Source organism: Actinospica robiniae DSM 44927, from assembly GCF_000504285.1.
GTDB classification, from domain to species: Bacteria; Actinomycetota; Actinomycetes; order Streptomycetales; family Catenulisporaceae; genus Actinospica; species Actinospica robiniae.
Genome location: NZ_KI632511.1, coordinates 4,635,053 through 4,657,194, shown reverse-complemented (window position 1 = coordinate 4,657,194; position 22,142 = coordinate 4,635,053). Strand labels below are relative to the sequence as shown.

The window sequence follows — 22,142 nt, the reverse complement described above, 5'->3', positions numbered from 1 at the left end:
CGAGCGTAGCGATCTGCGCGACGTGGAGTGACGAACTCATCGGACTTGTGATCTTCTGGAGAACATAAGGACGGCCTCCGGAGGGTGGTGTATCGCGTGCGGCGCCGGGTGCGACCGGATTCGGGATGGCTCTCCGAGGCCGCCCGGACCAACCTGTGGCTGGTGCCGACGTGCGCCACGGTCTGCGCCGCTGCGCTGTTCGCGCTCACCCGGTCGATCGATTCGATCGCGTACGCCCACGGCTGGCACCTGCCGTCCTGGATCATCGCGGGCAGCGCGGACGGCGCCCGGCAGATCCTGACCACGCTGGCCGCCGCGCTGATCACCGTGGTCGGCGTGGTGTTCTCGATCATCCTGGTCGCGCTCACCCTGACCTCGACCCAGTTCGGCCCGCGGATGCTGCGCAACTTCATCCGGGACCGCGCCACGCAGTGGACCCTCGGCTCGTTCGTCGCCACCTTCGTCTACGCGATGCTCTCCCTGGCCGCCATCGGCGGCGGCGCGCACGGCGCCTTCGTGCCGCACATCTCGATCACGGTCGTGCTCGCGCTGACCCTCGTCGACGTGGGCGTGCTGATCTACTTCATCCACCACGTCGCGGTGATGATCCAGCTGCCGCAGGTCATCGCCAGCATCGCGCGCGACCTCGCCGAGGCGGTGGAGCACGAGACGGACGGCAGCCGCGGCCACGACGGGCGCGGGCGGGACGAGGTGGAGCTCGAACGGCTCAACGACACGATGGACCGCGGCGGGGGAGTGGTGCTCGCGCCGGAGAGCGGCTACCTCCAGTTCGTCCGCCGGGACCGGCTGGTCGAGCTCGCCGAACGCCTCGACGCCGTGCTCAGGCTGCACGACCGGCCCGGCCACTTCCTGGTGCGCGGGCACCCGCTGCTGACCGTGTGGCCGGCCGAGGCCGCGCCCGCGGTGGAGCGGTGGGTGCGGGTGCGCGGTTCGCACATCACCGGCCCGCACCGGACCCTCACCCAGGACGTGGCGTTCGCCGTGGACCAGCTGGTCGAGATCGCGATCCGGGCCCTGTCCGCCGCGGTCAACGACACCTTCACCGCCTTGACCTGCATCGACTGGATCGGCGAGTGCATGTGCCGGATCGCCAGGGACTGGGACCCGGACCCGGTCCGGCGCGATTCGCGCGGCGTGGTCCGCCTGATCACCGCGCCGATCTCGTACGAGCGGCTGATCGACCGGGCCTTCGAGAAGGTCCGCCAGGCCTCGGCCGGGATGCCCGCCGTGATCATCCGCGAGCTCGACGCGCTGGTGGCCATCACCCGTTCGACGCACCGGCCGGAGCGGCTGCCCGTTTTGCTCGCGCAGGGCCGGATGATCCACCGGCTGGCGCTGGAGACGGTGGCCGAGCCGGCCGACATGGCGGACGTCAACGCGGTCTACCGAGAGCTGCTCGAGCTGCACGGAGTCGAGCAGGGCTGAGCCGGATTGCCTTGCCGAGCAACAGACGTGACAGTACGTCGGCTTGTGAGATACTGCGCGCGCTCCGGTTCGGGAGGCCGGAGCACGCTGCGATACCCATATCAGTACCTGGAGGGGAAGACCGTGCACGGGTTCATGAAGTTCATCATCCGCGGCAACATGATCGGCCTCGCCGTCGGCGTCGTGATCGGCTCGCTGTTCAGCAGTCTGGTCCAGGCCTTCGTCGAGACCTTCATCACGCCGATCATCAGCATCATCGCAGGCCACAAGGGTGCGTTCTCGGGGATGGCGCTGACCGTCGGCTCGACCGTCATCCCCTACGGCGACTTCATCAACGACGTCATCACCTTCGTGCTGATCGCCGCCGCGATGTACTTCCTCGTGGTGCTGCCGATCAACAAGGTCGCCGAGGCCATGAACCCGTACCACGACCTGGCCAAGGCCAAGCGGGCCTGCCCGGCCTGCCTGAGCCAGATACCGGCCGAGGCCTCCCGCTGCAGCTACTGCTGCAAGGACGTCGACCCGATCACCGACGAGAACTCCGAGCTGCTGATCGAGGAGACCCCGGGCGCGATCGAGCTCGGCGGCGGCGGGGAGACGAAGGTGACGCTCAAGCCCGGCGACGTCTCCCTCGGCGGCCGGGCGTCCGCGGGCGAGACGCCCGCCATCGCCGGCGCCGAGTAGCTCGCGGTTGGGCCAAAAGGATTAGTGATCGCTTCCCTGCCCCTTTAGGGTGAGGGGCATGGAAGCACTCACCGAGACCGAGGTGCGCGCCTCGTTCGTGAACTGCACGAAGGGCGAGGCCCAGCGGATCACGCTGCCGGGCCCGCTGGACGCGATCTACTGGGAGCACCTCGACTTCCTGGGCTGGCGCGACGCCAAGGCCGAGCAGCGGGCCTACATCGTGGTGCCGTGGACGAACGGGCCGGTCGGCATCGCCCTGCGGTACCCGCAGAGCAAGCGCAAGAGCCTGGTGCGCAGCTCCATGTGCTCGATCTGCCTGACCCTGCACTCCTCCAGCGGAGTGGTCAACTTCGTGGCGCCCAAGGCCGGTCCGGCCGGGCGCGACGGCAACTCGGTCGGCAACTACTTCTGCGCCGACCTGCAGTGCTCCCGGTACGTCCGGGGCACCCTCAAGTCGGACGCGGCGACCTTCATGGAGGAGTCGCTGGATCCGGCCGAGAGGATCGTGCGGCTGCGCGCGAAGCTGGAGGGCTTCACCCGCAGCGTGCTCGGCGAGGCGCCGGTCTGAATCCGACCGCTCGTCAGGTGGTGAGCCGCACACCGAGGTAGGCGGCGGCTCCGATGAGCAGCCAGGAGGTCAGGCCGAGGGCGAGGGCTCGTCCGCCGGTGCGGGCGAGCCTCGGCACGTCCACGGCGGTGCCGAGGGCGAACAGCCCGGCCGCCATCAACAGGTTCGCCGCGTCCTGCGACCCGCTGACCACCTGCGTCGGCACGATCCCGGTGCTGCGCAGGCCGACCATCGCGAGGAAGCCGAGCACGAACAGCGGCACTAAGGCCACGTGCTTAGAAGGCACCCGCTCTATCCGCGCGGAGCGCCGACGCCGGGTCAGCGCTACGCCGGCGACCAGCGGCGCGAGCATCGCGATCCGCATCATCTTCACCACCACGGCCTGGTCGAGCGCGCCCGGGCCGGCGGTCTGCGCAGTGGCGACTACCTGGCCCACGTCGTGCACGCTCGCGCCCACCCAGCGGCCGAACTGAAGGTCCGTCAGCCCGAGCGGGTGATGCAGCAGCGGCAGCAGGACGATCGCGAGCGTGCCGCAGAGGGTCACCAACGCGACGGAGGTGACCACGTCGTCCTCGTCGCTGTCGGTGACGCTGTTCATGGCGGCCACCGCGGAGGCGCCGCAGATGGAGAAACCCGTGGCCACCAGCAGCGGCTGGTCGCCCGGCAACCCCAACCGCCGGCCGAGCCACTGCGTGCCGAGGAAGGTGAGCAGCACCACGGCCACGGTCACGACGAGCGTCTCCCAGCCGAGGGCGAGCACGTCGCCGAGGGCGAGCTTGAGCCCGAGCAGCACGATGCCGAGCCGCATCAGCCGCCGGCCGGCGAAGCCGAGGCCTGGCCCGGCGCCGCGCGGCAGCAGGCGCGCGTTCGCGGCCACCGCCCCGAGCAGCACCGCGCAGGTGAGCGGGCTGAAGGCGGGCTCGAGCCGGTTGACGGACCACGCGACGAGCACGGCCACGGCGGTCGCGGCGAGGCCGGGCACGAGGGCGGCCGGGCTCGCGTGGGCCTGCGGCGTGCTGGATTCGGCCTGCTTCGTGGGCAGGCCGTCGAACTGCGAGAACGTCGCCGGGATCGCCGGCTGCGCCGTCCTCGCGCGATCGGAGGGGGTCATACATTCATGATCAGACGATGAGTGCGGGCGCGGTAGCCGCGTTGTGCTTGCCACGTCACAAGCCCACCTTGTGTCTTCCGCGGTAGCCTGTGGACATGGCGTTGAGTCCGCGGATGCCCGACCTGGCCGCGCTCGAGGTGCTGCTGGCCGTCTCGCACGCCGGCAGCCTCGGCGCCGCCGCGCGTGAGCTGGGGCTGAGCCAGCAGGCCGTCTCCAGCCGGATCGCCGCGCTCGAGGCCCGCACCGGGATACCGCTGGTGGTCCGGAGCAAGCGCGGCTCGACCCTCACCTCCGGCGGTGTGCTGGTCGCGCAGTGGGCCTCCCGCCTGCTCGGCCTCGCCGCCGAACTCGACGAAGGGCTCGCCGCCCTGCGCGCCGACCGGCGTTCGAAACTGCGGGTCGGTGCCAGCCTGACCATCGCCGAGCACCTGCTGCCCGGCTGGCTCGTCACGCTGCGGACGCAGTCCGAGCAGGCCGGCCAGGGGCCGGTCGAGTTCGTCTTCGCGGCGGCCAACAGCGACTCCGTGATCGCGCAGGTCCGAGCCGGTGAGGTGGACCTGGGGTTCATCGAAGGGCCGCGCGCGCCCAGCGATCTGGCGCATCGCGTGATCGGGCACGACGCGCTGGTCCTGGTCGTGCGGCCGGACCATCCGTGGGCGCGTCGCCGCAGGGAGCTGAGCCCGGTCGAGCTCGCCGGCGTCTCGCTCGTCGCACGCGAGGCCGGTTCGGGCACTCGGGAGGCGTACGTCGCGGCGTTGACCAAGGCGCTCGGCGGGGAGGCGAACGTGGCGCCGCCCGCGCTCGAGCTGTCCACGACGGTCGCGGTGCGCGGCGCGGTGCTGGCCGGTGCCGGCCCCGCGGTGCTCAGCGAGCTGGCGGTCGGCGAGGACCTCGCCGCCGGCCGACTGCGGCGGGTTCAGGTCGAGGGGCTCGACCTCGGCCGGGATCTGCGTGCGATCTGGGCCGGGCCGCATCAGCCGCCGTCCGGCCCGGTGCGTGACCTGGTCGCGTTGGCCGCGAGGCTCCAGACCGTAGCCGGGCGCGGGACGACTCGATAGCGTCGGCTTTCATGGATGAGCGGATCGAGCAGGTCACCGCTGACGACGGCTGCGCACTATGGACGGTGCGCAGCGGCGACGACTCCATCGATCCCGGCCACGGGTTCGTGCTGTGCCACGGCGGCCCCGGATTCTGGGACACGCTCGGCCCGATCGCCCGGACGATCGAGGACTTCGGCCCGGTCGTGCGCTGGGACCAGCGCGGCAGCGGGCGCAGCCAGTGGTCGCCGCCGTACTCGATCGAGCGCTTCCTGGCCGACCTCGACCAGGTCAGGCGGCATCACGGCTTCGATCGGGTCACCCTGCTCGGGCACTCGTTCGGCGCGGCACTCGTCCTGCAGTACGCCCTGGACCCTCGATACACGGACCGGGTGCGCAAGCTCGTCCACATCGCCGGCGTAGGCGTCAGCTCGGACTGGCGCGACGAGTTCCGGGTGCGGGCGCAGTTGGCGGCCGAGCCGTACGCCGCGCGGATCGCGGAGCTGCGCGCCGTCCCAGAACGCACGGAGGAGCAGGAGCGGGAGCTCGAGCAGTTCAGGTTCGCGCACGAGTTCCCCGACCGGGACCGCGCACTGGGACTTGCCGCCACCCTGGTCGGAGAGCTTTTCCCGGCCGATGACGTGAAGAACCCGATCAACGCGGAGATGCGGGCGTGGTCGGAGCCGGACCTGATCGAGCGCTGCCGGGCGCTCGAGGTCCCGACGTTGATCATCGGCGGCGTCCGGGACTCGCGTCCGCGCTGGGCGGTCGACTCCCTCGCCGAGGCGCTGCCGCGCTGCACCCGCGCCGAGCTGGCTGATTCCGGCCATTTCCCGTGGCTGGACGAGCCCGCGATCTTCACGGAACGTGTCCGTTCGTTCATCGCAGAGTAACGATTCGTCACTAGGGGTGCCTGCCGGGTCGCGGCCATGACCTGGTGTCATGGCAGTGAGTAGCAGTGCCATCACTCATGGTGGGTATTTACGTATCCTGCAAATGGGTCGAATGCGCCGTCATCGGCATCACAAGTCAGTGAGAAGGCTAAGAAAAACACCGTAATGCCGCCGCAATCGGACGAAGCATGGCACTCTGGATCTATACGTCAGGCGATCAGCCGGGCGCCCCAGTACATCGCAATACCGCCAGGTGCACGTGCAGAGCGCTGGGTGGTATCCGCTACCACAGGGAGACCTCTTGACCGCCCTCGCGCTCTGGTGTACCCGTCACCGTCTGCTGGTCGTGGTGACCTGGGCTCTGGTCCTGCTCGGACTCGGTGCGGGGACCCTGGCCAAGGGGTCGGCGTACAACTCGAGCTTCGCCCTGTCGGGCACGGACTCCACGCAGGCGCAGCAGCTGCTCGACTCCGCGTTCCCGGGCCACGAGGGCGACACGGTCGACCTGGTCTGGCACGTCGACAGCGGCACCGTGCGAGCCGCCTCGGTCGAGTCCTCGGTGGACCACGTGGTGAACGAGATGACCTCGGCGCACTACGTCCAGTCCGTGCAGAGCCCTTACACGCCCGGCGGGGCCGGCCAGATCAGCGCGGACGGCAAGACCGCCTACGCCTCCATCGACCTCGACGACGCCGCCTCCGGGCTGAGCTCGGCCGAGGCCAACGACCTGATCACGATGGCGCACAGCGCCGCGCACACCGGCCTGCAGGTCGAACTCGGCGGCAGCGCGGTCTCCGGCGCGCTACAGACCCCGGCCGAGGACAGCGAGGTCGTCGGCATGGCGGCCGCCGCCATCGTGCTCTTCCTCGCCTTCGGCTCCCTGTTCTCCATGCTGCTGCCGATACTGACCGCCGCGGCGGGCGTCGGCGGCGGGCTGCTGACGGTCGGCCTGCTCAGCCACGGGCTGAACATCGCCGGCTTCGCGCCGACCCTCGGCGCGCTGGTCGGCCTCGGCGTCGGCATCGACTACGCCCTGTTCATCGTCACCCGGCACCGCCGCGGCCTGACCGACGGCCTGCCCATCGACACCTCCATCGGCCAGGCGGTGACCACCTCGGGCCGGGCGGTGCTGTTCGCCGGCGGCACGGTGTGCGTGGCGCTGCTGGGCATGCTGGTGCTCGGCATCGGCTTCCTCGACGGCGTGGCCGTCGCCACCGCGCTGACCGTCGCGGTCACCGTGCTGGCCGCGCTCACCCTGCTGCCCGCGATGCTGAGCTTCCTCGGCCCGCGCGCGCTCTCCCGCCGCCAGCGTCGCCAGCAGCCCGGTCCCGCGCTCACCCGGGTCCGCGCGGCCCGGATCGCCGCGGTCTCGGTGCCGCGCGGCCTGTGGCACCGCTGGGCCGACGTGGTGCACCGCCGGCCGCGTGCGCTGAGCCTGCTCGCGCTGCTGCTGATGGTCGTGCTCGCCATCCCCACCCTGACTTTGCGCCTCGGCACCGCCGACGCCGGCGACGACCCGGCCGGCAGCACCACGCACCAGGCCTACGAGATGCTGGCCTCCGGCTTCGGCCCGGGCTTCAACGGCTCGCTGACGGTCGCCGTCCAGACCACCGGCGCCCAGCAGCAGGGCCAGGTCGCGCACCTGGTCGACGAGCTGAGCCGGACCCCGGGCGTGGCCGGCGCGGTCGAGCAGGCGAGCGTGCCGAAGGGCGCCGGCGCGGTCGATGTCATCAACGTCATCCCGACCACCTCGCCGCAGTCCAGCGCCACCACCGACCTGCTCTCCGAGCTGCGCGAGCACGTCATCCCGGCCGCCACCGCCGGCACCGGCCTGCACGCGCACGTCGGCGGCCTGGTGGCGACCAACGCCGACTTCGCCTCGGTGCTCGGCTCCAAGCTGCCGCTGTTCCTGGCCGTGATCGTCGGTCTCAGCTTCCTGCTGCTCCTGCTGGCCTTCCGCAGCCTGCTGATCCCGCTGACCGCGGCGGTGATGAACCTGCTGGCCGCGGCCGCCGCCTTCGGCGTGGTCACCGCGTTCTTCCAGTGGGGCTGGGGCTCGAGCGCCCTCGGCATGGGCGGCTCCGGGCCGGTCGAGGCCTTCCTCCCGGTGATGCTGATCGCGATCCTGTTCGGCCTGTCCATGGACTACCAGGTCTTCCTGGTCTCCCGGATGCACGAGGAATGGCGCAGAGCCGGCTGCACCACCCGGGCGGTCAAACTCGGCCAGGTGGAGACCTCGCGGGTGATCACCGCGGCCGCGACGATCATGATCTGCGTCTTCTGCTCCTTCGCGGTGGGCAGCCAGCGGGTGATCGGCGAGTTCGGCATCGGCCTGGCCGCGGCCGTCCTCCTGGACGCGTTCGTGCTGCGCACGGTGCTGGTCCCGGCCGCGATGCACCTGTTCGGCCGGTGGAACTGGTGGCTCCCGCGCTGGCTGGACCGTCCGCTGCCGCGCCTGACCGTGGAGCCCTCGCCGATCGAGGGGCTGCTGGTGATCCCGGAGCCGCTGCCCACCCCGGTCTTCCTCGGCGCGCGCCGCCCGGCCATCCCCGGCTTCCCGCTGCCGAGTGCGCTGGCCAAGGCGATGCCGAGCCTGCCCGGTCTGCCCACCCTGCCCAAGCCGGCCGCGGCCGCGGCGGGCGAGGCCAAGCTGCCTGGCTGACCAGGCGCCGGCAGGCCCGGGCGCGGCACGGTCGCGGCGGCCGGGCCCGCCGTCACCGAACCGCCCAACCGGGCGGGCGGCGCCGCGGCCCCGAACTTAGACTCGCCGCATGCGCATTGTGATCGCGGGTGGACACGGACAGATCGCTCTCCGGCTGAGCCGGCTGCTCAGCGAGCGCGGCGATCACGTGGTCGGCCTGATCCGGCAGCCCGAGCACGCCGACGAGGTGCGCGCGGCCGGGGCCGAGCCCGTGGTGCTCGACCTCGAATCCGCCTCGGTCGACGACGTCGCCCGCGCGATCGAGGGCGCCCAAGCCGACGCGGTCGTCTTCGCCGCGGGCGCCGGCTCCGGCAGCGGCTCGGAGCGCAAGGAGACGATGGACCGCGCGGGCGCCGTGCTGCTCGCCGACGGCGCAGAGGAGGCCGGGGTGCGCCGCTACGTGATGCTCTCCTCGATGGGCGCCGACGCCCACTCGCGCTTCGACGGCGACCCCGTGCTGCGCGCCTACCTGCGGGCCAAGGGCGCCGCGGACGACGACATCCGCGCGCGCACCGACCTCGACTGGACCGTGCTGCGCCCCGGCACGCTGCGCAACGAGCCCGGCACCGGCAAGGTCCGCATCGACCGCAGCACCGGCGGCGGCTTCATCCCGCGCGACGATGCCGCGGCCGTGATCGCCGAGCTGCTCGCCACCCCGGGCACCTCGCGCCAGACCATCGAAGTGATCGCCGGCGACGTCCCGGTCCCCGAAGCCGTCGCAGCCCTCGCGCACTGAGCAGCGACGGCAGGAGCGCGCGGCCGACCGAGGCGGCATGCGCGTCCCCATCACCCTCGTCCCCCGATGAATATGTGCCTTGACGCGCCCTTCGCCAGGTAACTGAAAGGGGGCTTCAGCGGGACTGCAGACGGGCTTCAGAGGAGCTTCCCGCCGCTTCGCCCGAACTCTTGACGGCGTGGCGGCGGCTCAGTACGGTGCGAGCAAGTTAGTAAACTTAACTACCTCGCCCTGTGTGCTTCTCACTCGCGCGCGCGGCGTACCCATTCAGGAGTCTGCAATGTCCAAGCGACATGTCGCGTCCCTGGCGGCGGCCACGGCTCTCGGCGTGGTGTGTTCGGTCGTGGTGTCCGGGCCGGCGGCCTACGCGGCGGCTTCGCCGCAGCTACGCACGGACCAGGTCGGCTATCTGCCGTCCGACACCAAGATCGCCTACCTCATGGCCCCGGCCGCGGTGTCCGGCGAGACCTACAAGGTGATCAACTCCGCAGGCGCCACCGTTATGAAGGGAACAGTCACCACCAGCAGTCGCGGCAAATGGAACTCTTCGTACCCTGACGTCTACCCGATCGACTTCTCCGGCGTCACGGCTGCCGGGACCTACCACGTCACCGTGTCGGGGACCGACGCGGCGACCTCCGACACCTTCCAGATCGAGAGCGCCTCGTCGCTCTACGGGCCCTTGGTCTCGGACGCGGTCAACTTCTTCCAGAACCAGCGCGACGGCGCATCGCAGGTCGCCTCCGCTTCGCTCGGACGGTCCGCCTCGCACCTGAACGACGCGAGCGCGACGGTGTATCAGACCCCGACCTTCATCGCGGACAGCGACGGAGGCACCGGCGACCAGATCAGCGGCGCGCTGGTCAAGCTTTCCGGGGCGACCGCGGTGAACGCCGAGGGCGGGTGGTTCGACGCTGGCGACTACCTCAAGTTCACCTTCACCACCGCATACGCCGACGATCTGCTCTACGCCTCCAGCCTGTCGCTCGGCGCTTCGGCCCCGACTGCGCTGACCGCCGAGGCCCAGTACGGGACGTCATATCTGAATCAGATGTGGAACCCGTCCACCAAGACGCTCTACCTCCAGGTCGGCATCGGCGCGGGGGATGAGACCACCTACTTCGGCGACCACGACATCTGGCGCCAGCCGCAGGCGGACGACTCCGACACCACTTCCGCCGACTACTGGGCCGCTGCGCACCGGCCGGTGTTCGAGGCGGCCGCGCCGGGCGCGAAGATCTCGCCGGACGTCGTCGGGCGGGTCTCGGCCGCGTTCGCCTTCGCCGCACAGCAGGACGAGCTCGCCGGCAACACCGCAGGCGCGCAGACCGAGCTCGCCGACGCCACGTCGCTCTACGCCCTGGCGGACACATCGGCGGCGGAGGACGACAACCTGACCTCGACCTTGCCCGAGGCCTACTACCCCGAGGGCATCTGGCACGACGCGATGGAGCTGGGCGCCACCGAGATCGTGCGGGCCGAGCAGGACATGGGCCGGAGCGAGCCGAGCTATGCCGGCTACCTGACTCAGGCGGCCACCTGGGCGTCGGACTACATCTCCGCCGACTCCGGGCAGGACACGCTGAACCTGTACGACGTCAGCGCCCTGGCCCACTCCGACCTGTACACCGCGATCGGCGACGCGGGCAGCCCATCCGGGCTCGCGGTCTCCCAGTCCGGCCTGGTGGCCGATCTCAAGTCCCAGCTCTCCGCCGCGGTGAGCACGGCGGGTTCGGACATCTTCCGCGAGGGCGGCGACTACGCGGACTTCGACGTGGACTCGCACACCTTCGGCTTCATCTCCACCGAGGCGCTTTACCAGAAGCTCAGCGGTGACACCGAGTACGCCGCCTTCGCGGGCGAGCAGCGCGACTGGCTGCTCGGCGGGAACGCGTGGGGAACCACGTTCGTCGCCGGCGTCGGCACGACCTACCCGGAGTGCATGGGCGGGCAGCTGGAGAACCTCTCGACGAAGGTGGACACCGGCGCCGTGGTCAACGGGCCCAACGGCAAGTCGAACTTCAAGGGCGGCCTCGGCGACCTGATGGACGGCATGGTCAAGTGCGAGAACGACTCCTTCACCACGTTCACCGGCAAGGGCAGCGAGTACGTGGACGACGTCCGGTCCTGGCAGAGCAGCGAGCCCGCGCTCGATATGGACGGCGGTCTCGTCCTCGCCGGCTCACTGCAGGAGTCGCTGCTCGGTTCCGCCTCCGCCAACGACTTCTCGATCGCGGTGCCTTCGTCCTCACCGGCGGTGACGGCCGGATCGTCGGCCACTGCCACGGTCTCGACGGCCGTCAGCGGCGGCCGGGCCGAAAACGTCTCGTTCACCGCGACCAACGTGCCGAACGGCGTGAAGGTCTCCTTCAGCCCGGCCTCGGTCAGCGCCGGCGCGAGTTCCAAGGCGACGGTGAAGACCACCTCGGCGGTGGCGCCGGGCACGTACCGGATCAAGGTGACCGGGAAGGCCGCCTCGGGCAGCCACTCGACCACCCTCACCCTCACGGTGAGGGCGGCGTGAGCGCGTGCACCGCGACGCAGGTGCTCAGCGATCGCGGCTTCGAGAACGGCAACTCGGTGACGCCGTGGGTCGAGACCTCGCAGTCGGGCAGCCTGCCGATCACCAAAGCAGGTGGCCAGAGCCCGCACGGCGGCAGCTGGATGGCCCGCTTCAACGGCAACGGGACCAATAAGGGCAAGAGCACGCTCGCGCAGACCGTGACGATCCCGTCCGGTTGCGACGCGACGGTGTCGTTCTGGCTGCACATCGACAGCACGGAGAACACCAAGACCGCCAAGCCGGACACCTTCACCGTCCAGCCGCTCAACTCCTCCGGCACGGTGCTCACCACCCTGGCAACGTTCTCCAACCTGGACGCGGCCGCGGGCTACACCCAGCACAGCTACGACATCTCGAGCTACGCCGGGCAGGCGGTGACGCTCAAGTTCACCGGGACCGAGAAGGACAGCAAGGGCGGCACGACCACGTTCGTCGAGGATGACAACGCAATCCGGACCAGCTAGCCGAGAGGCAGCCCACTGAGACCGAAGGCCTCACTCCCGTACCGCACTCCGGGGGTGGGGCCTTCTTCTTGCTTTATCGCGAATTGATGATCGGCTGAGCGCTGGTGGGGTGGCCTGCGTTTCAAGACGAAAAACGCCGCTGGCGGGCCCTTCCCTCGGAGAGAGTGCCGGGGCTGCGTGGTTGCTGTCGTTGGTGGGGCGGGCTGGGGTTCGGGGTGGTGGGGTTGCGGGTGTGTGCTCTCTCCTCGGCCGGTCCCCGGAGGCAATCAGGAACCTGCCGGGAGGTCAAGCGGCGGTGGTTTCCGTTGATGGTCGATTGTGCATGGCGCCGCTTGACCTCCCGGCAGAACCCTGATCGGGCTTCGCCTGCCCGACCGAGGAGAGAGCCCACCCCCTGGGGAGTGGTGCGAGCTGCGCTCGGGCCCGGGTCCGAGCCCGTGGCCCGGTCGTGCTCGGCGCGGAAAGATTCTGCATCGCCGTTCTGGGCCGCTCTTCCTCTCTACTCCTTCAACGCCGGGGAGCACGAGCAAGTGCCCGGAAATCTCCAGTAATTTCTGCTTATCCGGTGAAAGCCTGATTCGCGGTTTTTGTCGGTGGTGGCGTCTAGCATGGAAGAGTAAGGGGATCAGGACTTGTGATGGGAGGGGTGGTGGACGGGGTGTGGCCGAAAGCGGTGCAGGATTTCCCCTCGGGGTGCGACCGGGCTGCGGACCCGAGCACCGACCTCTTCGCGCGGATCGGGGATCGAGATGGCCGGATCAGGGTGATGGAGGATTCTTCCGCATCGAACGCGGCCGGCCTGCGGGATTCTGCCGCGAGGCCTGGGATCAAGGTCGATCGCACCAAGGCGATGCACGATTCAGCAGCAAGCGCGACCCGAGCACCGACCCTTCACACGGATCAAGGATCCGGATGGCAGGACCACGGCAATGCAGGATTCTTCCGGACCGAGCGTGACCGGGCCGCGGGATGGGACTCGGCCTGAGCGCAGCTCGCACCGGACCCTCAGGGGGTGGGCTCTCTCCTCGGTCGGGCAGGCGAAGCCCGATCAGGGTTCTGCCGGGAGGTCAAGCGGCGCGCTGCAGGATTCACCACCAACGGAAACCTCCGCCGCTTGACCTCCCGGCAGGTTCCTGATTGCCTCCGGGGACCGACCGAGGAGAGAGCACACCCCCGCAACTCCACCATCCCGAACAACAGCCCGCCCCACCAACGACAGCACCCCACAAACCCCGGCATCTCTCTCCGAGGGAAGGGCCCGCCGGCGGCGAGATCTTGAAACCGCAGGCCGCCCCGCCAACGCAACGGGTGGGCGGGTGGACAGAAGAACCGGGCGGCGCGAAGCGGCCGCCCCCACCCCGACAACCACCCCGACCCGACAAGCCACCGAGGCCCACGAGCACTCAGCCGAGACCTAGAGCCGACGGCCTTCGAACACGTACTCACGGGCGGTGGTCAGGGCGGTCGCGATGGCGCCGAGCAGGACGGCGTCGCCGCCGAGCGCCGCGGCGACTACGGGTGGGCGCAGCGGAGTCAGGGTCTCGAGGGCGTCGTACAGCGGGTCGAGCAGCAGGTCTGCGTTGTCGCCTATGCCGCCACCGAGGATGACAAGGGCGGGGTCGAGCATCGCGGCGATCGAGGCGACCGCGTGGGCGAGGCGCGCGGCTTCGGCGCGCACGGCCGTGAGGGCGGCCGTGTCGCCGGCGCGGGCGGCGTCGAAGACTGCCTTCGGGCTGCCCGCTTCGCGGGAACCGGCGGTGGCCGCGAGGTGTACGACCGCGCTGCCGCCGGCCGCGGCATCGAGCATGCCCCGCTGCAGGAACGCGTTGTGCGGAGCCTCGGCCTCGGCGGGGTCAGAATCCTTGCGGGCCGCACGGCCAGTTGGGCCGTCGAGGTTCTGCCCCGGCGGGAACGGCAGGTAGCCGACCTCGCCGGCTGCGCCGTGCGCTCCGCCGAAGACCTCGCCGTTGACCACGATGCCGGCGCCGACTCCCGTGCCCACCATCAGGAACACCAGCAGTGGGCAGCCGCGGCCCGCGCCGAAGGCGTACTCGCCGAGCGCGGCCAGGTTCGCGTCGTTGTGCACGGCCAGACTTGTGCCCAACTCGCTCCGCAGCCGCTCGACCACTCCGGCGCGGCCCCAGCCGGGCAGGCTGCCGGCGTAGCGGACCTCGTCGGTGTCGGGGTTGAAGACGCCCGGCGTGCCCACGACGGTGTGCACGACTCGGTCCCACTCGAGCCCCGCCTCGGCCACCACCTCGCGGGCCAGTCCGGATGCGGTGGCCACGATCGAGTCCGCGGTCGACGCGTCGGCCGGCCGCGCCTCCTCGATCGCGGTCGGCACCTCGCGCCTTCCGCGCAGCGTGCCGTCCAGATCGGCCAGCGCGACCCGGATCCGGGACCGTCCGATGTCGATGCCGACGACGTAGCCCGCGGTCGGGTTCACCTCGTAGAGCACGGCCGAGCGCCCGCGGCCGGACGCGGTGGCCATCTCGCCGGTCTCGCGCACCAGGCCCGCCCGCTCGAGGTTGCCGAGCGCGGCCGAGACGGTCGGCTTCGAGATGCCGGTGACGCGGGCGAGCTCGGCCCGGGACGTGGCGCCGGAGGCCCGCAGCCGCTCGAGCAGCACGCGCTCGTTGTTCACCCGCAGGGTGCGGCTGCTCCAGGGCTGGGCCGGGGCCGAGTCGGCGATCCGCGTGCTCGTCATTACTGGAATGTAACCCAGATTCAGCTGGTACGAGCGGCCGGGACACTGCTCCCCTCGGTCTCGCTCTCGGCGACCAGCCCGTCGCGCAGGTCGAGCACGAGGTCGGCGAACTCGGCGACGCGGCGGTCGTGCGTGCTGACCACGATCGCGGTGCCCTCGGTCTCGGCGATCTCGCGCAGCAGCCGCCAGATCGTCATACCGTGCCGCGAGTCGAGGTGGCCGGTCGGCTCGTCCGCGATCAGGATGCGCGGGCCCTGCACCAGCGCGCGCGCGATCGCGACCCGCTGCTGCTGGCCGCCGGAGAGCTCGGCCGGCCGGTGCTCGGCGTGCCCGGCCAGGCCGACCAGCTCGATCACCCGGCGCACCCGCTCGTCGCGCTGCTTCGGGTCCGCGCTGGAGATCCGCAGCGGCACGCTCGCGTTCTCGGCCGCGGACAGGAACGGGATCAGGCCGAAGGACTGGAAGACGAAGCCGATCGTCTCGCGGCGCAGCAGGACCCGCTGACGCGGCGAGAGCGCGGCCAGGTCGCGGCCCTGCACCTGGACCGTGCCGCTGGTGGGCAGATCCAGGCCGCCGAGGATGTTGAGCAGCGTGGTCTTGCCGGAGCCGGACCGCCCGCGCACGGCCACGACGGTGCCGGGCGCGGCCGAGAGCGAGACCCCGCGCAGCGCGTGCACCTGATTGCGGCCGGAGCCGAAGTCGCGGGTGACGGAAGTTGCGACAAGTAGTTCGCTCATTCGGATATCTCCTGTGCCTTGTCTTTGTCCGGCCACACGCCGACGTGGCCGGTCTCCCTGGTCAGCCGGACTCGATCCCTGATTCCGTACTGGTCGACCAGCTCGTGGGGCAGCTGCATGCGGCCCGCGCGGTCGACGACTACATACTCGACCTCTTCCGCCTCCTCCGTCGCGTCCGCGCCCGGGCGGAGGGTCTCGGTCGAGGTGCGGCCGTCGCGGATCGCCACGGTGCGGCGGACTTGGCCGGCCACGGCCTCGTCGTGCGTGACGATCACCGTCGTGACTCCGTGCACGGAGTTGGCTTCGCGCAACGCGGTGAAGACCTCTTGGGCGGTGTCCGAGTCGAGTTCGCCGGTGGGTTCGTCGGCGAGCAACAGTGCCGGGTTGTTGGCCAGGGCGACGGCGATCGCCACGCGCTGCTGCTCGCCGCCGGAGAGCTGGCCGGGGACGCGGTCCTTGCAGTAGAGCGCGCCCATCGAATCGAGCAGCTCCAGCGCGCGGGCTCGGCGGGCACGGGGGCGGATGCCGATGAAGCGCTGCGGCATCGCCACGTTCTCGGCCGCGGTCAGGTGCGGGATGAGGTTGCGCGGCGGACTCTGCCAGATGAATCCGACGGTGCGCCGCCGGTAGTCCAGCCGTTCCTTCGCTGAGAGCGAGGCCAGTTCCCGGCCGTCCACCCGCACCGAGCCGGCGGACGGCGCGTCGAGGCCGGAGAGGATGCCCAGCAGCGTGGACTTCCCGCTGCCGGACGCGCCGACGACCGCGACGAGCTCGCCGCGCTCGACCCGCAGCTCAAGGCCCTGCAACGCCTGCACCTCGAGGTTGCCGGTGCGGTAGATGCGCACCAGCGAGTGGCACTCGACGGCGGCTTCGGCCGGGTCGGCACGCGGCGTGGCGTGGCCGGCCTCCGGGGTGAGCAGATCGGACACGATCAGATCCCTTCCGCGTAGTCGCCGCCGCGCAGTGAGCCGGTCGGGCCGCGCCGGGCCAGGCCCGCGCCGGCCAGGCCGGTCGCGAGGGCGGCCGGTATGACGATGAGCACGGGCACGGCCAAGCAGAACCAGGTCATCCGCGGGTCGCCGGTGAAACCTTGGCGCAGGGCCGGGCGCACCACCCACAGCAGCGGGGTGGCGCTGAGGCTGGCGCAGAGGCAGGCCAGCGCGAGCGGCGCGGACAGCTCGGCCAGGGTGAGGCTGCGCTGCTGCGTTCCGGTCAGGCCCATGACCGAGAGCCGTGCCGCCGAAGCCCGGCGCTCGGTCGCGTCGCCGAGCGCCACCAGCGCGACCACCAGGCAGGCCGTTCCCACGGACAGGCCGGCCAGTATCGTGAGCAGGACCTTGACGGACTGGTGCATCAGCAGCCCGGCTTGGGCGGCGTCGGCCGCGCTGGAGCCGACCGCCGCGCCGCCGTGGGCGGCGGGGGTGCGCTCGAGTGCGACGGACAGGTCCGCGGTGCACAGCGCGAGGCTGAGGACCAGCAGGATCACCAGGGCCGGCCCGGGTACCCGCGCCATCCTGGTCAGGCTGAGCAGCCCGACCACGCCGCGGCGGGCCCGGACCGGCCGCAGCAGCATCCTGATCGCCTGCGGCGCGAGGGCCGCCGCGACCAGGGTGGCCAGGCCCGCCGCCGCGATCGGCGCGAGCGCGGAGACGGCGTCGATCCCCGTCGCCGGGGACAGGCCGTGCGCGTGCGACTGCTGGAGGCTCAGCGCGCAGACCACGGCGACGGTCGCGAACAGTACGGTCCGTCTGGCCACGCGGTAGCCGGACGTGCGGGGCTGATGGCTCTCGCGGCGGACGCGGCGCTTGTCGATGGCTCGGTGCCGCCAGAAGGTCCACAGGCCGATCGCGACGGGCAGGGCGAGGATCAGCAGAGCGCTGATGACGACCAGCTCGCGTGGCGGTGTTCGGCCCGGGAGGACGCCGATCGCCCAGCCGGCGGCGCCGATCGGCAGAACGACGGCGGCGGATTCACCGGCCGCTTCGATCGCGAGCCAGCACAGGCTCGCCCCTCGGGCGCGGAACGTCTCGTTCGCCGCGAGCCGCACCACGACGGTCCAGCGCAACAGCAGCAGCAGCGCGAGCAGCGCGATCGCGCCCAGCCCTGCCTCCGGCATCGCCGTCTGCAGCTCGCCGGCGGACTGCGCGTCGATGAAAGCGAGCAGGAGCGGGCCGATCTGGCTTTCGAACTGCAAGCCCACGATGCCTTGGTCCTGGTCGCTCATCTGCTGCGTCGCGGCGGCAAGGTCGGTCGTGAGATCTTGCTGGAGTGCGGTGCCTTGGTCTGCCGTCATCTGGGTGTCGAGCGGGGCGGTGAAGCTGACCACGGTGTTCCAGCTGGAGAGCAGACCCGAGGAGAGCGCGTCAGGCGAGATCAAAGCGCCGAGGTCCCAATTGGGCGGCGCGCCGAGGCCCGGGGTGTTCTTGATCGGTGTCTGGATGACGCCGGTGGACTGCCAGTACGCGTTCTGCGGTTGTATGGGCGCGATCACCCCGACCACTTCGAGCTTCAGGTTGCCGGCCCACGAGGTGGACTGGCCGTCGTCGAGCGTCGCGCCGAGCTTGGCGTGCAGCAGTTTCATCGTGTCCTGCGTCACCGCGATCTCGGCCGTGTCGATGTCGCTCGAGGTCTGGGTCACCTTCGCGGGCCAGCGGCCGGAGACCAGTTCGGCGTGCTGCTGGTCGTTCTCGAAGTAGCCGAGCGTCAGCACGGGCGGGTTCCAGCCGGTCGGCTGGATCGCGGCCGGCGCATGCTCGAGCTGGTGGCCGTTGTCCACCACGCTGCCCCAGGATTGGGCCCGCGGGGCGAGCGCGAATCGGGACTTGAGCACGTTGTAGACGCTGGATGTCGTGTCGGCGACGGCATTCGCGGTGACCGGGCTGACGAGCTGTTCGAAGGCGGTGTCCGACACGTTCGTGGTGACGGTCTCCAGGTCCGCCGGGCTCTGCGCCATCAGGGCATTGAGGGTGTGCGATCGGGCGGCGATATCCGCGCGCGTGGTGGTGCAGGCACCGGCCACGCAGGCGGCGGCGACGACGGCGAGCGCGATCGTGGCCGGGCGGCGCCAGCCGAGCAGGGCGGCGTCGAGCAGACGCTTGGTACGCATGGTCAGCCTCCGTTCCGGGCCAGCGCGAGCGGGTCGCCCCGCCGGAGCGAGGCGATCAGAGCCGCGGCCACCGCCGCGATCAGGATGAGCACGCCCGCGAGCACGGTCCACGGCTCGGCCAGCAGCACCAGCGGGGACGGGGTGGGCGCCGTACCGTCCGGCGCCAGTACGAACCCTGGTATCAGGAGTCTGCATAAGGCGAAGCCGAGCAGGCCGCCGAGCACCACCGCGGGCGTCACCACGGCCGTGTACAGGACGCAGGCGAGCACGGCGCGCTGCGGACGGGTGGTGCCGAGAGCTGCCAGCACGACGTCTCTGGCGGCGGCGCCTCGCGCCGCGGCGAGCAGCGAGACGAGCAGGCCGAGCAGGGCGAGTCCGACCAGGACGGGCGCGCCGAGGGTGATCACCCGCTGTGGTACGCGGGCCAACGGATCCGCGAGCAGGCCCGCGGCGACTTGTTTCGCCGTGCGCACCGACGCGCCGGCCGGCAGGCTCGCCGGGGCGTTCTGGCCGGCCGTGTGCATCAGCCATACGTAGGCCGCCGGAAGTCGGCCGCCCTGGGCGGTGAGGGCGGCGCCCAACGCGCCGAGGTCGACGACCAGCGCGTCCTGCGAGTCGAGGGGCAGCCCGGGGAAGGAGGTGACCGAGGCCTTGATGACCAGCTTGAGCGGTACTCCGGCGACGTTCGCGCTCACCACGGATCCCGGCTTCAGGGAATTGTCGTGCAGGTACGACGCGGTGGCCAGGACCGGGAGCGGGCCGGCTCCGCCGGTGCCCAGCGTCAGGGTGCCGACCACCGGCGAGGATTCACAGAACACCGACATGTCGAGCCCTTCGCCGGTGGAGAACGAGACCCGTGCGCCGGAGCCGTTCACGCCGGCCGCTCCGTCCGGCAGAGACGGCCCCACCCCGTCGGTCCGGGCGTCGTCCGTGTCGATGATCGTCGAGCCGGCCGGGACCGGGCAGTCGAGCCTGCCCATGTACGGCTCGAGCGTCGAGCTCACCGTACGCGTCCAGGACTTCATGGCGAGCTGCTGGGCGCCGGGGAACGCCGCGGTCGTCCCGCTGCCGACGGCTCGCGCCAGCAGCGCCGCGACGTCGACCGTGGCCGTGATGGAGCCGACCGGCGGCAGCGTGTAACCCAGGCTGAGGCCCGTGATCCGGAGCGGATAGGCCGCGCCGCCGTCGCCGAGCGCGCCGGTTGCCGTCAACAGGGTGTGGACGCGGCCGTCGGCGGGCAGCGTGCCGAGGGGGAGTTGGTAGGTCAGGCCCACGGCGTCTTCGATGTCGAGGATGGGCGAGGTCGAGCCGAGACCGGGCGCGGTCAGGGTGATGGTCAGGCCGAGCGCGTCGGGCTTGCCCGGCACCGGAATGCCGGGATCGGCGGCCGGGGTGATCGCGGACCAGTCCTCGGCCGGGTGGCCGTCGGCGAGGTCGGCGCGCAGAGCGACGGTCTGCGCCGCGGTGTGGCTGTCGACGGCCATCAGATCGCTGCTTCCGGTGCCTTCGAAGATCTCCGGTGTGGCGCCGAGGACGCCGGGCTGCCGGGTGACGGTGCCGACCTGGCCGACGTCCACCGGGTTCACCAGCGTGAGCGAGGCATCCGCGCCGACCGAGAACGCGGCCTGGTCGTGTGCCGAGCGGATCTGGCTGGCGTCCTGGCCGGCCGCGTACGCGCAGCCGGCCACGGACGCCACGCACAGCAGCGCGGGCACCAGGTAGCGCAGCGGTGTGCGGGCGAGCTCCCAGGCGGCGAGCCGCACCGGAAGGCTGGCCACGCGTTCGGCCATCCGCTCGCTCAGTTTGGCGGTGGCGGTGACCAGTCGGCCGCAGACGGCCGCGCCGGCGAGCGTGACCACCGCGGGCGCGAGGGTGACCGCGAGCACGGCGCCGCTTCCGCCCGAGGTGGTCCCCGCGGTCAGCCCGGCGTGCTCCGCCTGCCAGAGCGTGAGCGCGGCCAGGACCACCAGCGCGCCGTCCAGGCCGGCCCGCACGAGCGCCGGAGCGCCGAGCTGCCGGCCGGTCGCGGCGGCGATGTCGGCGGCGCGCGGGGGGACGGCGGCGCGGGCGAGCACGGCCAGCGCGCCGGCGACGCCCACGGCGATGGCGGCGATCCAGGCCTCGGCCGGAGCCGGGCCCGAGGTCAATCCCCAGCGGCTGCCGCTGTAGAGGTCTTCGATACCCGCGCCGATCGCCGAGGAGGCCAGCAGGATCAGGCTGTCGGCGACGTATCCGGACACCAGCACGCGGCGCGGAGATCCGCGGGAGCGCAGCAGCGCGGACTGCGCCTCGCCGCGTCCGACCAGGTTTCCGCAGGAGACCGCGATGGCGATGGCCGCGAGCGTGGCCAGCAGCAGGGTCTCGGCCAGCAACTCGGCCCGCCCGGCGGTGATCCGGGACGGCAGCTGGGCCAGCAGCGCCGGCAGGTGGGTCTGTACGGAGAAGCCCCAGACCGAGCTCAGCGAGACGATATAAGAAGCCTTCGTCGTATCGAGCATCGCGTCGAGGGACTTGCGCACGGTCGCCACGTCGAGACCGGGGCCGAGGGCCGGCCGGATGACCCAGACGCCCGACACGATCGGCAGGGTGCCGCCGGTGAACGCGCCGACGGTGGCCACCATCGGGCCGATCAGGGTGAACGGCCCGTCATATTCGATGCCGCTGCTGCCGATCGTGTTCCACGGGCCGCCCGCGGTGGACGGGTCGAGATAGCGGAAGCTGCCGGTGACGTGGAAGCGCTCCGGCGCGTTGGTGGAGCTGTTCCACAACGTGAAGGTCTGCCCGACGCTCAGATGCGCCATGCGCAGAGCGGGCACCGGCAGCGCGACCGGGATCACCGGGTCGGTGCCGCCCGCGGGGTCGGACGGCCAGCTTCCCTGGACCAGCGCGGTGGATCCGGCGACGGCCGGGAGCGAGACGGCGTAGGTCTGCGGCGGCGCGACCGTGTTCTGCTTCGCCGGCGGGACCTGGCTCAGGTCGAAGGTGGCCGACTCGATGATCTGGTCTATCCCGAACGTCCCGGCCGGTCCGGACCGCGCCACCACCGTGCGCACCTCGCCGGCCTGCCGGCTGAGCGCCGACATCGAGTCGGCCGAACCGTTGACCACGACCCCGTTCTCCGGCGAGTTCGCGATGTCCGCGGCGATCCCGCGCGGCAGCGCGACCGTCCACGCGTCGGTCGCCAACGCGGCGAATCCGGAGGCCACCGCGACCGCGAGCGCGGTCACCGCGAGGGCGCCGAACCGGCTGCGCAGGGCCCGGATGGCGGCGGTCACCGGGCCCGGGCCGAGTGCGCCGGAAGGCCGGGGCGTATGCGAGTAAGCGCTTTCACAAAGTCATTATCGCAGAGCCTTGTCTTTTAGGACAAGGTCCAAGCGCCCGCCGCGATC

The 22,142-nt window shown here is 71.4% G+C and carries 15 protein-coding genes; 9 read left to right on the top strand and 6 right to left on the bottom strand.

Features of this window, described 5'->3' with window-relative positions:
* Nucleotides 1-84: 84 nt before the first annotated feature.
* From ACTRO_RS19670 to ACTRO_RS19660, 3 genes are all read left to right on the top strand, one after another.
* Nucleotides 85-1,446, top strand: coding sequence for a DUF2254 domain-containing protein (locus ACTRO_RS19670; RefSeq protein WP_051451080.1), 1,362 nt, complete (start codon nucleotides 85-87; stop codon nucleotides 1,444-1,446).
* 135 nt (nucleotides 1,447-1,581) lie between these two features.
* Nucleotides 1,582-2,130: an MscL family protein gene (locus ACTRO_RS19665; RefSeq protein ID WP_063628035.1), complete on the top strand. Its 549-nt coding sequence runs from the start codon at nucleotides 1,582-1,584 to the stop codon at nucleotides 2,128-2,130.
* Nucleotides 2,131-2,188: 58 nt separating this feature from the next.
* Entirely contained in the window at nucleotides 2,189-2,698 is a 510-nt protein-coding gene (locus ACTRO_RS19660) for an FBP domain-containing protein (protein ID WP_034265086.1), read from the top strand.
* Nucleotides 2,699-2,711: 13 nt separating this feature from the next.
* Here ACTRO_RS19660 and ACTRO_RS19655 read toward each other — a convergent pair whose 3' ends face one another.
* On the bottom strand, nucleotides 2,712-3,809 hold the full coding sequence (locus ACTRO_RS19655; RefSeq protein ID WP_084316396.1) for a YeiH family protein: 1,098 nt from the start codon (nucleotides 3,807-3,809) through the stop codon (nucleotides 2,712-2,714).
* Nucleotides 3,810-3,904: 95 nt separating this feature from the next.
* Here ACTRO_RS19655 and ACTRO_RS19650 point away from each other — a divergent pair, with 95 nt between their 5' ends.
* The 6 genes from ACTRO_RS19650 (at nucleotide 3,905) to ACTRO_RS19625 (ending at nucleotide 12,203) form a co-directional block, all read left to right on the top strand.
* Nucleotides 3,905-4,867 (top strand): LysR family transcriptional regulator, encoded by a 963-nt coding sequence (locus ACTRO_RS19650; RefSeq protein WP_034265083.1) that lies wholly within the window; start codon nucleotides 3,905-3,907, stop codon nucleotides 4,865-4,867.
* An 11-nt stretch (nucleotides 4,868-4,878) separates the two neighbouring features.
* Nucleotides 4,879-5,739 carry an alpha/beta fold hydrolase gene (locus ACTRO_RS19645; RefSeq protein ID WP_034265080.1) on the top strand — a complete coding sequence of 287 codons (861 nt, stop codon included), beginning with the start codon at nucleotides 4,879-4,881 and terminating at the stop codon, nucleotides 5,737-5,739.
* Between the two features lie 301 nt (nucleotides 5,740-6,040).
* Nucleotides 6,041-8,401, top strand: coding sequence for an MMPL family transporter (locus tag ACTRO_RS19640; RefSeq protein WP_063628034.1), 2,361 nt, complete (start codon nucleotides 6,041-6,043; stop codon nucleotides 8,399-8,401).
* 109 nt (nucleotides 8,402-8,510) lie between these two features.
* A complete protein-coding gene (locus ACTRO_RS19635; protein WP_034265077.1) occupies nucleotides 8,511-9,176 on the top strand; it encodes an SDR family oxidoreductase in 666 nt (221 codons plus the stop codon).
* A 280-nt stretch (nucleotides 9,177-9,456) separates the two neighbouring features.
* Nucleotides 9,457-11,700 (top strand): glycoside hydrolase family 9 protein, encoded by a 2,244-nt coding sequence (locus ACTRO_RS19630; RefSeq protein WP_063628033.1) that lies wholly within the window; start codon nucleotides 9,457-9,459, stop codon nucleotides 11,698-11,700.
* A complete protein-coding gene (locus ACTRO_RS19625) occupies nucleotides 11,697-12,203 on the top strand; it encodes a hypothetical protein (RefSeq protein ID WP_034265074.1) in 507 nt (168 codons plus the stop codon). The genes ACTRO_RS19630 and ACTRO_RS19625 overlap by 4 nt, the downstream gene beginning before the upstream one ends.
* Nucleotides 12,204-13,617: 1,414 nt before the next feature.
* Here the strand turns inward: ACTRO_RS19625 and ACTRO_RS19620 are convergent.
* The 5 genes from ACTRO_RS19620 to ACTRO_RS19600 are packed head-to-tail and all read right to left on the bottom strand — an operon-like array spanning nucleotide 13,618 to nucleotide 22,028.
* Nucleotides 13,618-14,910 (bottom strand): ROK family transcriptional regulator, encoded by a 1,293-nt coding sequence (locus ACTRO_RS19620; RefSeq protein WP_051451079.1) that lies wholly within the window; start codon nucleotides 14,908-14,910, stop codon nucleotides 13,618-13,620.
* Nucleotides 14,911-14,930: 20 nt separating this feature from the next.
* Nucleotides 14,931-15,647: an ABC transporter ATP-binding protein gene (locus ACTRO_RS19615; RefSeq protein WP_051451078.1), complete on the bottom strand. Its 717-nt coding sequence runs from the start codon at nucleotides 15,645-15,647 to the stop codon at nucleotides 14,931-14,933.
* The gene (locus tag ACTRO_RS19610) at nucleotides 15,644-16,582 is read right to left on the bottom strand and encodes an ABC transporter ATP-binding protein (protein WP_051452444.1); all 939 of its coding nucleotides are present in this window, start codon (nucleotides 16,580-16,582) and stop codon (nucleotides 15,644-15,646) included. Before ACTRO_RS19610 ends, ACTRO_RS19615 begins: the two co-directional genes overlap by 4 nt.
* Nucleotides 16,579-18,753, bottom strand: a complete 2,175-nt coding sequence (locus ACTRO_RS19605) for a hypothetical protein (protein ID WP_034265068.1) — start codon at nucleotides 18,751-18,753, stop codon at nucleotides 16,579-16,581. Before ACTRO_RS19605 ends, ACTRO_RS19610 begins: the two co-directional genes overlap by 4 nt.
* A gap of 2 nt (nucleotides 18,754-18,755) precedes the next feature.
* Nucleotides 18,756-22,028, bottom strand: a complete 3,273-nt coding sequence (locus ACTRO_RS19600; protein WP_034265065.1) for a hypothetical protein — start codon at nucleotides 22,026-22,028, stop codon at nucleotides 18,756-18,758.
* Between the last annotated feature and the right edge of the window lie 114 nt (nucleotides 22,029-22,142).